The organism is Streptomyces kryoterrae (assembly GCF_054072135.1).
On record NZ_CM133358.1, the window covers coordinates 9,550,506 to 9,561,984 of the forward strand.

The 11,479-nt window shown below is 70.4% G+C and carries 13 protein-coding genes; 11 read left to right on the top strand and 2 right to left on the bottom strand.

Going from position 1 to position 11,479, the window contains the following annotated elements; all coding sequences use genetic code 11:
- Nucleotides 1-38: 38 nt before the first annotated feature.
- The 11 genes from ACW4TU_RS42745 (at nucleotide 39) to ACW4TU_RS42795 (ending at nucleotide 9,727) form a co-directional block, all read left to right on the top strand.
- The gene (locus tag ACW4TU_RS42745) at nucleotides 39-1,409 is read left to right on the top strand and encodes an ABC transporter substrate-binding protein (protein WP_457422547.1); all 1,371 of its coding nucleotides are present in this window, start codon (nucleotides 39-41) and stop codon (nucleotides 1,407-1,409) included.
- Between the two features lie 80 nt (nucleotides 1,410-1,489).
- Entirely contained in the window at nucleotides 1,490-1,681 is a 192-nt protein-coding gene (locus ACW4TU_RS42750; RefSeq protein ID WP_457422549.1) for a ferredoxin, read from the top strand.
- Nucleotides 1,682-1,699: 18 nt separating this feature from the next.
- Nucleotides 1,700-3,064, top strand: a complete 1,365-nt coding sequence (locus tag ACW4TU_RS42755; protein WP_457422551.1) for a cytochrome P450 — start codon at nucleotides 1,700-1,702, stop codon at nucleotides 3,062-3,064.
- Nucleotides 3,061-4,737, top strand: a complete 1,677-nt coding sequence (locus ACW4TU_RS42760) for a thiolase C-terminal domain-containing protein (RefSeq protein WP_457422553.1) — start codon at nucleotides 3,061-3,063, stop codon at nucleotides 4,735-4,737. The genes ACW4TU_RS42755 and ACW4TU_RS42760 overlap by 4 nt, the downstream gene beginning before the upstream one ends.
- Nucleotides 4,734-5,654: an alpha/beta hydrolase gene (locus tag ACW4TU_RS42765; RefSeq protein WP_457422555.1), complete on the top strand. Its 921-nt coding sequence runs from the start codon at nucleotides 4,734-4,736 to the stop codon at nucleotides 5,652-5,654. Before ACW4TU_RS42760 ends, ACW4TU_RS42765 begins: the two co-directional genes overlap by 4 nt.
- Entirely contained in the window at nucleotides 5,651-6,208 is a 558-nt protein-coding gene (locus ACW4TU_RS42770) for a DoxX family protein (RefSeq protein WP_457422557.1), read from the top strand. The genes ACW4TU_RS42765 and ACW4TU_RS42770 overlap by 4 nt, the downstream gene beginning before the upstream one ends.
- Entirely contained in the window at nucleotides 6,208-7,062 is an 855-nt protein-coding gene (locus ACW4TU_RS42775) for an NAD(P)-dependent oxidoreductase (RefSeq protein WP_457422559.1), read from the top strand. Before ACW4TU_RS42770 ends, ACW4TU_RS42775 begins: the two co-directional genes overlap by 1 nt.
- An 85-nt stretch (nucleotides 7,063-7,147) precedes the next feature.
- The gene (locus tag ACW4TU_RS42780; RefSeq protein WP_457422561.1) at nucleotides 7,148-8,434 is read left to right on the top strand and encodes a cytochrome P450; all 1,287 of its coding nucleotides are present in this window, start codon (nucleotides 7,148-7,150) and stop codon (nucleotides 8,432-8,434) included.
- Complete coding sequence (locus ACW4TU_RS42785; protein WP_457422563.1) at nucleotides 8,431-8,619, top strand: ferredoxin; 189 nt, start codon at nucleotides 8,431-8,433, stop codon at nucleotides 8,617-8,619. The genes ACW4TU_RS42780 and ACW4TU_RS42785 overlap by 4 nt, the downstream gene beginning before the upstream one ends.
- A gap of 35 nt (nucleotides 8,620-8,654) precedes the next feature.
- The gene (locus ACW4TU_RS42790; protein WP_457422565.1) at nucleotides 8,655-8,966 is read left to right on the top strand and encodes a DUF1330 domain-containing protein; all 312 of its coding nucleotides are present in this window, start codon (nucleotides 8,655-8,657) and stop codon (nucleotides 8,964-8,966) included.
- A 191-nt stretch (nucleotides 8,967-9,157) separates the two neighbouring features.
- Entirely contained in the window at nucleotides 9,158-9,727 is a 570-nt protein-coding gene (locus ACW4TU_RS42795) for a TetR/AcrR family transcriptional regulator (protein ID WP_457422567.1), read from the top strand.
- On the opposite strand, the gene ACW4TU_RS42800 is transcribed toward ACW4TU_RS42795, so the two are convergent.
- Together ACW4TU_RS42800 and ACW4TU_RS42805 are read right to left on the bottom strand one after the other, a co-directional pair.
- Nucleotides 9,681-10,748: an alpha/beta hydrolase fold domain-containing protein gene (locus tag ACW4TU_RS42800; protein WP_457422569.1), complete on the bottom strand. Its 1,068-nt coding sequence runs from the start codon at nucleotides 10,746-10,748 to the stop codon at nucleotides 9,681-9,683. The genes ACW4TU_RS42795 and ACW4TU_RS42800 overlap by 47 nt on opposite strands.
- Nucleotides 10,741-11,463, bottom strand: a complete 723-nt coding sequence (locus ACW4TU_RS42805; protein WP_457422571.1) for an enoyl-CoA hydratase/isomerase family protein — start codon at nucleotides 11,461-11,463, stop codon at nucleotides 10,741-10,743. Before ACW4TU_RS42805 ends, ACW4TU_RS42800 begins: the two co-directional genes overlap by 8 nt.
- Nucleotides 11,464-11,479 lie beyond the last annotated feature (16 nt).

The following is an 11,479-nucleotide window of genomic DNA, read 5'->3' on the forward strand; positions in this document are numbered from 1 at the left end:
TCACCGCAGTTCCAGAACCGATTTCACCGGGAGGACCGATGAGACGACTGCTCATCGCGACCGCGCTCGTCCTGGCCCTGGCCGGGTGTTCCGATCGCTCCACGAACACGTCCAGTGCCGGCGAGCCGTCCACATCCGCGTCCGGTGCCACCGCGAACGCGGACTTCGGCACACTCAAGAACGTCTGCCACTCCGGCAGCCCCAAGGCCGTCACCGAACAGGGAGTCACCGACAGCGAGATCAAGGTCGGGGTGTTCAGCGACATCGGGTTCACCAAGAACCCGGAGTTCGTCAACGCGGCCAAGGTGTTCACCTCGTGGTGCAACGCCGCGGGCGGCATCAACGGGCGCAAGATCGTCCCCGTCACCCGCGACTCCAAGCTCATGGAGGTCCAGCAGCGGATGATCGAGGCCTGCCGGGACGACTTCGCCCTCGTCGGTGGCGGCGCCGCCTTCGACGGGCTCGGCGTCAAGGCACGGCTGAGCTGTCTGCTGCCCGACTTCCCCGCGCAGTCCGGCACGCTGAACGCCCTCGGCGCGGACCTCCAGGTGCTCGCCCAGGGCGCCGGAGTCGGCTACGCCCCCTATACCGGCTACTACACGTGGCTCCTCAAGGAGGCCCACCCGGACTCCGCCCAGCATGTCGGCGTCATCTCCGGCGACGTTCCGATCACCAAGGTCATCGCCGCTCAGGTCAAGGAACTGATTCCCGCGATCGGCGGCAAGGTGGCCTACGCGGACGTCTACCCGGCGGCCGGGGTCTCCGACTGGACGCCCTACGCGCAGACCATCAAGAGCAAGAAGGTCAAGGGCCTCATCTTCAACGGTTCCTTCAACGAACTGGCCAAACTCGAACAGGCACTGACCAACACCGGCTACAAACTCGACTGGATCGACACCAACAACAACGCCTATGGCCCCGCCTTCCTCCAGCTGGCCAAAAGCTCCCTCGCCAAGCAGAACAACTACGCCGACCTCAGCGGCGTCGCCCCGCTGGAGCAGGCCGCCGACAACCCGGCGACCAAGCAGGTCCAGGACCTGTTCGCCAAGTACGCGCCCGACGCCCAGGTCACCCTGCCCGCGCTGCGTTCCTTCACGGCCTGGCTGCTGTTCGCCACCGCGGCCGGCGAGTGCGACGACCTGACCCGCAAGTGTGTGTACGAGAACGCGATGAAGCAGACGGAGTGGACCGCGGGTGGTCTCCAGGCCCCTATGGACCTGACGAAGGTCACCAACCCGCCCAAGTGCTTCAACGTGGTGCAGGCGACCGACAAGGGCTGGACCGTCGCCGATTTCAAGCCGGATCAGGGCTCCTACCGTTGCGACATCCCGGCGTACAAGTACAAGGGTTCCTACGGGAAACCGATGACGCTCGCCGATGTCGGCAAGTCGATGGCGGACCTGAAGTAGCGGCAGCGAATGCGAAGTTGTGCCAGAAAGCCCCAAATGGCGGCAGGAAGCCCGAAGTTGCGGCAGGAAGGAATCAGGTCGTGAAGGTACGGGTCGACCCGGAGCGCTGTCAGGGCCACACGCTCTGCGCCATGAGAGCTCCGAAGGTGTTCGAGCTCAGCGAGATCGACGGTCACTCGTCGGCGACCGACGAGGAGGTTCCGGACGACCAGCAGGACCAGGTCATCGAGGCGGTCAGGTCCTGCCCGGAACGCGCGATCTTCGTTTCCTGAGGGGAGAACAACCACACCATGACCACGGACGACGACGCCGACCGCAAGAAACACACGGTCCACTTCGACCGGCACACCCCCGAGTACCGCCACCAGTTCACCGAGACCACCCACGAGTTGCAGTCCAGGTGCCCGATCGCCTGGACCGAGACGCACGGCGGCCACTGGGTCGCCAGCGGCAACCGCGAGGTCTTCGAACTGGCCCGGGCCGCCGAGTTCATCTCCAACGACCACGACGTGGAGGGAGAACGGCGCGGATACCTGGGCGTCACCATCCCGCCACCGTCGGAGAAAGCGAGGCAGATCCAGGGCGGGTTCCTGGAGATGGACCCGCCCGGGCAGCGCCACTACCGCCAGTCGCTCAACCCCTACCTCTCCCCGGCCGCCATGAGCCGCTGGATCCCGGTCATCGACGAGGTGGTGCGGGCCGCCATCGACGAGAAGATCGAGTCCGGCCGGATCGACTTCGTCGACGACCTCGCCAACGTCGTCCCGGCCGTCCTCACCCTGGCGATGATGGGCATCCCGCTCAAGGACTGGACCGTCTACAACGAGCCGGCGCATGCCTCCGTCTACACACCGCCGGACTCGCCCGACATGAAGCGGGTCGCCGAGATGGGCCGCAACATGGCCGTCGGCCTGGCCAGGGCCATCGCGGAGATCCGCGCCAACCCCAGGCCCGGACTGGTGGACGCACTGATCCACGCGGACATCAACGGCGAAAACCCGCCGGACAGCGAACTCGTGGGCGTACTTGCCCTGTTGATCGGCGGCGGCTTCGACACCACGACCGCGCTCACCGCGCACGCGCTGGAGTGGCTCGGGGAGAATCCCGCTGAGCGGGACCGCCTCAGCCGCGACCGGGACACCCTGCTGGACTCTGCCACGGAAGAGTTCCTGCGGTTCTTCGCGCCCGCGCCGGGCGACGGACGCACGTTCTCCGCCGACTGCGAGATCGCCGGAACACGGTTCAAGGAGGGAGAACGGCTCTGGCTGTCCTGGGCGATGGCCAACCGCGACCCCTCCGTCTTCCCCGACCCCGACACCATCCATCTGGAACGCCCGGCCAACCGGCACAGCAGCTTCGGCCTCGGCATCCACCGCTGCATCGGATCCAACGTCGCCCGTACGGTCTTCAAACGCATGGTCACCCAGGTGTTCGACCGTATGCCCGACTACCGGTGCGACCCGGAGGGCACAGTGCACTACGAGACCATCGGCACCATCCAGGGCATGCGCCACCTCCCGGCGACCTTCACCCCGGGCCCCCGGCTCGGCGCCGGGCTCGACGAGACCCTGGAGAAGCTGCAGCGGGTCTGCGACGAGCAGCGGATCGCCGAGCCGGTGACGGTTCGCAGGGCGAAGGCGCAGATCGCCGAATGACCGACGAGACACCCGACACGCCGGGGCGGGCCGCGCCGGAGATCACGGAGGAGAACGCCTTCTTCTGGACCTCCGGCGCGGACGGCCGACTGCGCCTGACGGAGTGCGGGTCCTGCGCGGCCCTCATCCATCCGCCGCAGCCGGTGTGCCGCTACTGCCACGGGCACGAGACCGGCGTGCGGGCCGTCTCCGGCTTCGCGACCCTGATCGGCTTCACCGTCAACCACCGTTTCCCCGCACCCGGGTTGCCGACGCCGTTCGTCGTCGCCCAGGTCGCCATCGAGGAGGACCCCCGGGTCCGCCTCACCACGAACACCGTCCAATGCGAGCCCGACCAGCTGAGGTTGGGCATGCGCATGGAGGTCGTCTTCGAACGGGCAACCGAGGACGCGTGGCTCCCCTTGTTCCGCCCGGCGGCCGACCAGAAGACCCCGGCGCCCTTCCCCATGGACGCCATCGAACCCAGCCAATTCCGTTCCCACGTACGCCCGATGGTGACCCCGGAGAAATTCGAGGACAAGGTCGCGATCACCGGTGTCGGCGCCTCGGAGATCGGGCGCCGCCTCCTCGTACCGCCCCTGTCGCTGACGGTGCAGGCCTGTGAACGGGCCGTCGCCGACGCCGGGTTGACCATCGCCGACATCGACGGTCTGGCGGCCTACCCGGGCGCCGGGGCGTACGGAGGCTTCGCCGAGGGCGGAGTCCTCGCGCTGGAGGCCGCGTTGGGTGTCCGGCCCACCTGGTACAACGGCGGCAGCGAGACCTTCGGCCCCGGCGGCTCACTGGTCGCGGCGATGCTCGCGGTCGCGGGCGGGCTGGCCCGGCATGTGCTGTGCTTCCGTACGGTGTGGGAGTCGTCGTACGGCGAACTGGTCAAACGCGGCCGGATCACCCCGCCCGGCGGCCCGGCGGCGGCGGGCTGGATGAAGCCCTTCGGCGCGATCTCGGCCTCGCACACCCTCGCCATGAACGCGCAACGCCACTTCCACCGCTACGGCACCACCCGCGAGACCCTCGGCTGGATCGCCCTCAACCAGCGGGCGAACGCCGCGCTCAACCCCACAGCGATCTACCGCGACCCGCTGACCATGGACGACTACCTCCAGGCCAGAACGGTCACCACCCCCTTCGGGCTGTACGACTGCGACGTGCCCTGCGACGGATCGGTCGCCGTGATCGTGTCCGCCGTGGACGCGGCCCGGGACCTCGCCAGACCGCCCGTCCTCGTCGAGGCGGTCGGCACGCAGATCCTCGAACGCATCGAGTGGGACCAGAGCACCCTCACCCACGAACCCCAGGTGCTCGGCCAGTCCGCCCACCTGTGGACCCGCACCTCGCTGCGGCCGACGGACGTCGACGTCGCACAGCTCTACGACGGCTTCACCTTCAACTGCCTTTCCTGGATCGAGGCGTTGGGCTTCTGCGGGATCGGTGAGGCCAAGGACTTCCTGGACGGCGGCAAGAACATCGCCCGTGACGGCCTGCTGCCCCTGAACACCCACGGCGGACAGCTGTCCCACGGTCGCACCCACGGCCTGGGCCTGGTCCACGAGGCGATCACCCAACTGCGCGGCGAGGCCGACGCACGTCAGGTGCCGGGCGCCCGGATCGCCGTGGTCAGCACCGGAGGACTCACCCCCAGCGGTGCGATCCTCTTCCGGTCCGATACATGAGCCGACACATGACCGGTGCCTCACGCGTCGTCGTCGACGTGGACGGCATCCCCGTATCGGCCCTGCTGCGCGAGGTACGGCAACCGCGCGCCGTCGTCCTCGCGCTGCACGGCGGGGCCGCTTTCTCCGGCTACTTCGACTACCCGGACCGGCCCCGGCTGTCCCTGCTGCGCACCGGCGAGGCCCTCGGCTTCACCGTCATCGCCATCGACCGCCCGGGATACGGCAGTTCGGCCCCGTACGCCGACGAGTTCACGTGCGCGGAGCGGCGCGTCGACGTCGCCTACCGGGCCGTGGAGCGACTCCTCGCGGCCCGCCCGCGCGGGGCCGGCGTCTTCGTGTGGGCCCACTCCATCGGCAGCGAACTCGGTGTCCGCATGGCGGCCGACGAACGGCGCGGACCGGACCTGCTCGGCCTGGAACTCGCCGGCACCGGACGCCGCCACCACGACGACGCGGCCGGAATCCTCGGCGACTGGCGGCACCGGCCGCCGAACAGCGGGGTACGCGACCTGCTGTGGCAGCCGTCCCGCCTGTACGCCGACGACGTGGTCGGCGGCGCCCGCATCTCCTCGCGCTCACCCGCGTACGAGGGTGCCGTGGCCCGGAGCTGGATCGACACGTTTCCCCAGCTCGCCCCCCTGATCCGCGTCCCCGTCCACTACACGCTCGGTGAACACGAGCGGGTCTGGAGCTCGGGGCCCTCGGCGCTCGCCGACATCGCCTCCCTGTTCACCGCGTCGCCCCGGGTCGCCGTCGACGAACAGGCGGGCGGCGGACACAACTTGAGCATTGGGTTGACGTCTTTGGCCTATCACCTCAAGGTGCTCTCGTTCGTTGAGGAGTGCGTGCTCGCACGCGAGGAAGCAGAAGCGGCGGCGGACGTCGCCGAACGGCAGCAGGGGAGGGCGAGTTGACGAACGCGGAAGCGGTCGCGGTGCTGGTCGTCAGAGTGGTCCTGGGCGTCATCATGATCGCGCACGGGCTCAACCACTGGCGGGGCGGCGGAAAGATCGAGGGCACGGCCCGCTGGTTCGGCGGGCTCGGGCTGCGGCACGGGACGCTGCAGGCGTGGATGAGCGTGATCACCGAGGTCGGCGCGGGCGCGCTGTTGGTCCTCGGCCTGTTCACCCCGCTGGCCTGCGCGGCGGTGGTCTCGGTGATGCTGGTCGCGGGGCTGCTCGCCCACCGGCCCAACGGGTTCTTCGTGTTCAAGGACGGCTACGAGTACGTCCTGATGCTGGCCGCGATCTCCCTGGCGCTCGGCGTGCTGGGACCCGGCACGGTCTCCGTGGACCACGCTGCCGACATCGAGGTCACCGGTTGGGCCGGGGGCGGCATCGCACTCGGGGTGGCCGTGGTGGCGACGGCGGGCCTGCTGGCGACGTTCTGGCGGCCCGAGCGTCCCGAACGGGCCGTGAAGACGGAGGACCCGGCTGTCAGCGGAGTGGCAGGGCAGGAGACCGGCTGATGCGTGTGGGGTTCATCGGGCTCGGAAGCCAGGGCGGGCCCATGGCACGGCGGATCGTCGACGCCGGTTTCACGACGACGCTGTGGGCGAGAAGACCCGCCTCGCTGACCCCGTTCGCCGGCACTGCCGCCCAACGTGCTGTGTCCGCTGCCGAGTTGGCGTCCGCCAGTGACCTGGTGTGCGTCTGTGTCGGTGACGACGCGGACGTCGAGGAGGTCGTCGTCGGCGACGAGGGTGTGCTCGCCGGGCTCCGGCAGGGCGGGGTGATCGCCGTGCACAGCACCGTCCACCCCGACACCTGCCGTCGGCTCGCCGACAGGGCCCGGCTGCGCGGGGTCGCTCTGGTCGACGCGCCGGTCAGCGGTGGCGGCGCGGCGGCGGCCGAGGGGCGGCTGCTGGTGATGGTCGGGGGCGAGTCCGGGACCGTCGCGTTCTGCCGACGGGTGTTCGAGACGTACGGCGATCCGGTCGTCCACATGGGTCCGCTGGGCTCGGGGCAGGTCGCCAAGCTGCTCAACAACGCCCTGTTCACGGCGAATCTGGCGACCTCCGCCGACGTGCTCGCCCTCGGGCGCACCCTCGACGTGGACCCCGCCGGTCTCGCCGACGTCCTCGCGCACGGCAGCGGGGCGAGTTTCGCGCTCGGCCGGGTCGCCGCGGCCGGCGGCACCCTCGACCGGATCGCCACCCATGGCGGACCGCTGCTGCGCAAGGACGCCCGGCTGCTGGCAGACCTCGCCGCGGAGGCCGGCACTCCGGCGGGCGTGACCGTGATGCGGACGGCCGACGACGCCCTCGCCGTCATGGCGGCAATCGACCGGCCGCTGGTCTCCGCCAGGCGGGTCCCAGGATAGTTCCCCTGAATGGAAATGTCCTTCTCATTATTTGCGAGCGTTGCTATCGTCTGTCGTCAGGGTGACGAAGGGAGCGGTACAGGCCGTGAACGACTTCGAGGCGATCGACTTCTTCCGGGACGAGGGGGCCGTCGCGGACCCGTATCCGTACTTCGAGGCCCTGCGCGGCCAGTGCCCCGTCCAGCGCGAGAACCATCACGACGTGATGATGGTGACGGGCTACGACGAGGCCGTGCAGGTCTTCAGCGACTCCGAGACGTTCTCCTCGTGCGTGTCGGTGACCGGGCCCTTCCCGGGGTTCCCGGTGCCGCTGGAGGGCGACGACATCAGCGAGCTGATCGAGCGCCACCGGGACGAACTCCCCATGAGCGACCAGCTGCCGACCTTCGATCCTCCCCTGCACACGGCTCATCGCGGGCTGCTGATGCGGCTCATCACGCCGAGGCGTCTCAAGGAGAACGAGGCGTCCATGTGGCACCTCGCCGACGCCCAGCTGGACGAGTATCTGGCCGCGGGCGAGGGCGACTTCATCGGCGGCTTCGCCGGCCCCTTCACCCTGCGGGTCATCACCGACCTGCTCGGCATCCCCGAGGCCGACCGGGACGAGTTCGCCGAGAAACTCAACCGGCCGCACTCCGACGCGGGCGTCGGCAGCACCAAGGGCGAGATGACGCACACGCCCCTGGAGTACCTGTACGAACGGTTCGCGGAGTACGTCGAGGACCGCCGCCGCGAACCCCGCGACGACGTGATCACCGGCCTCGCCATCGCCACCTTCCCCGACGGCTCGACCCCCGACGTCGCCGACGTCGCCCGCGTCGCCACCAACCTCTTCGCGGCCGGCCAGGAGACCACCGTCCGGCTGCTGGGCAACGCGCTCCAGATCATCGCCGAACAGCCCGAGATCCAGGCCCTGTTGCGGGCGGAACGCGACCGCATCCCGAACTTCGTCGAAGAGGTGCTGCGGATGGAGAGCCCCATCAAGGGCGACTTCCGGCTCTCCCGCGTACCGGCCACGGTGGGCGGGGTCGACATCCCGGCCGGCACCACGCTCATGGTCCTGAACGGCGCCGCGAACCGCGACCCGCGCCACTTCGAGGACCCGCAGACCTTCGACGCCACACGGGCCAACGCCCGCCACCATCTTGCGTTCGGCCGCGGCGTCCACACCTGCCCCGGCGCGCCCCTCGCCCGGGCCGAGGGCCGCGTGGCCATCGAGCGCGTCCTCGACCGTACGGCCGACATCAGGATCTCCGAGGAGGTGCACGGCCCCGCCGACGCCCGCCGGTACCGGTACCTGCCGACGTACATCCTGCGCGGACTGACCGACCTCGGCCTGGAGTTCACGCCGGCAGGGGAGCGCGCCCGATGAAGGCCACCGTGGACGAGGACCGCTGCCGGGGGCACGGCGTGTGCTGGACGCTGTGCCCCGAGGTCTTCGACCTCACCGACGACGGGTACGCCGAGGTGCTGGTGCCCGAGATTCCCGCCGAGCACGAGAACGCGGTGCGGACCGCCGTCGGCAGTTGCCCCGAGCGGGCCATCGTGCTGAGCTGAGGCCGGCCCGCACAGTGAACCGAGAGGACAGGCAGATGCCCAAGGGATATGTCATCGTCACCGAGGCCATCAAGGATCCGGTGGGTATGGAGGCCTACGCCCGCGCCGCCGGGGCGACGCTGGCCGCGAGCGGCGCGTCGATCCTGGCCGTCGACGACGGGCCGCAGCAACTGGAGGGCGAGTGGCACGGCGACCGGACCATCGTCCTCGAGTTCGAGTCGGTGGAGGTGGCCCGTGCCTGGTACGAGTCCGCCGAGTACGAGAAGGCCAAGCCCCTGCGGCACGCGGCGGCCGACAGCAACATGGTGATCGTCGCCGGTTTCGAGCCGCCCGCCGGGAACGGCTGACGCCGCCCTGTCACCGCGACCGGGTCTTCACGGCACGCCAACGCCCGCCGCGCAGGCGGGCGTTGGCGTGCCGTGCCGTGCGTTGCCCGGCCCCGGAACTGGCAGGCGTGCGGCAGTGGCCGCAGGAGGCACTTGTGTGGTGTGGTGACCGTACCGGCACATCGGTGTGCCGGTGGCGGAGAAGGTGACGCGTGGAGACGACGGCCCGGCGTGAGGAAATCCTGGGTGCCGCCCTGGAAGTGTTCGCCGAGCGTGGCTACAGACGGGCCTCCATCGACGCGGTCGCCGAGCGGGCGGGGCTGACCCGGCAGGGCGTCCTGCACTACTTCCCCAGCAAGAAGCGCCTGTTGCGCGCGCTCCTGCAGCGCCGGGAGGACCTGGCCCGGGAGCATCTGGCCGCCGGCCACGCGGACAAGGACCTGCCGAGCCTGGTCGCCGAGGTCGTCGCCTACGACCATCAGAACGCCGGGCTCGTCCAGATCCACAGCGTGCTGGTGGCGGAGGGGATCATCGGCGGTGATCCCTCCGACGCGTTCTTCCACGACCACTACCGCTCGATCCAGGACAACACCGTCGCCCAGCTGACCGAGATCTACGGCGACCGCCTGCCCAGCGGCCTCACTCCTCGCGCCGCGGCGAGTGCCCTGGTCGCGATGCTCGACGGGATGCAGTTGCAGTGGCTGCTCGACGACGAGCAGTCCGACTACCCCGACATCATGCGGGACGTGATGACCCTTCTGATCGGGTCCACGCCCGGATGAACCCGGCCATGGCCGTCACCGTCCCGGACCGCAACCGCTCGGCGTCCTCCCACACCCGCAGATCCACGGCGACCCCGGAACGGGCCGCGCGGGAGGCGAAGCCCAGTGAGTCGTCCAGCAGCGGATCGGTTCCCGCCACCAGCAGTTGGACCGGCGGCAGCCCGTGCAGATTCGCGTGCAGGGGACTGAGCAGCGGGTTGGCCGGCTCGGTGCCGGCCGTGTAAAGGGCGGCGCGCAACCGGAGTTCGTCGAGGTCGAAGGCTGGCTCGGCCGCCGCGTTGAACAACAGGCTGGGCGCGTCCAGGGTGAGATCGAGCAGTGCCGAGCCGAGCACCGCACACTGCGGCGCCGCGGCCCCCATGTCCCGCAGCCGCACCAGCAGGGAGGCCGCGAGCCCGGCGCCGAGCCGCTCCCCGGCCAGCGCCACCGGCCCCAGGGCCCGGCAGGAGTCGTACACCGCGTGCACGTCGTCGAGGGCGCCCGGGAACGAGGAGCGGTAGCGCGGACAGACGACCACCGCTCCGGTGCGCAGCGCGAGCCGCCCGGCCAGGTCGAGGGCCGACTCCGGGGTGCCGGCGAGATGCCGGTCGCCGTGCAGATGGAGGATCACGAGACCGGTGGGGTCAGGCGGAGTCACGACCGGCCCGATCGGGCTCGACTCGACCCGTACAGGGCCGACTTGACCCGCATCGGCTGCCGCATCACCCGGCCGGACAGGTCGTACGTCGGTCAGGTCGGGCTGCGTGTGGGCGGGTTCGGGCGACGGGCGCGGACGGTCGGTCCCGGCCTGTGCCAGGCGCCCGGGGCCGCTGTGTTGGCCTGTGGTGGCGATTCGGGCCTGCGTGGGGTGGGCCGTACTTGTGTCGACCACCGTGTCGGGTGCCTCCACGCGTACGTCGGTCGACTCGGGCCGTACGTGGGCGGGTTCGGCCGGCGGCACGGGGCGGTCGGCTCCGGCTTGTGCCAGGAGGCCGGCGCCGACGGATTCTCCGCCTGCGGTCCCAACTCGTGTGTCATCCACGGGACATCACCCTTTCCGCTGCCTGCCAGTGCTCCTCGGACACCCACAGGCGGGCGAAGGCGTGGGCCGCCTCGTTCGGCGTCAGGTTCCCCGACACCACCCGCTTGATCTCCTGTGCGGGGCGGGTGGCGAGCTGGCGGGCCAGGGTGCGCCAGCCCTCCTCGAAGGCGGCCCTGGGCAGTACCCGGTCCACCAGGCCGAGGCGTTCGGCCTCCGGCGCGTCGAGTATCTGCGCGGTGCCGGCGAGCAGGAGTGCCCGGCCCCTGCCGACCAGCGCGGCGAGGCGTTCGGCGCCGCCCCACGCGGGCATGATCGCCAGGGCCGTCTGGTTGAAGCCGATCCTGATGTCGTCGGCCGCGATCCGGATGTCGGCGGCCACCGCGACCTCGGCGCCGCCGCCGAAGGCGTGCCCGTTGAGGGCGGCGATCACCGGCCCGGGGAAGGCGGCCAGCCGGTCGCAGACGCCGCGCATCCGCAGGGCCATCGCCAGCGCCTCGTCCTCGGTACGGATCGCGGCGAGTTCCTTGAGGTCCCCGCCGGACACGAACGCCCTGTCGCCCGCGCCCGTGATGACCAGGGCCCGGGCGTCCGCCGCCGCGTCGAGGGCCTGGTCCAGCTCGTCCATGGTGGCCGGCGCGATGGCGTTGCGGGCGTGCGGACGGTTGATGGTGATGACCGCCAGGCCCTCGTCCAGTTCGAGTTCGAGATCAACCATGTGTGCCTCTTCGGTC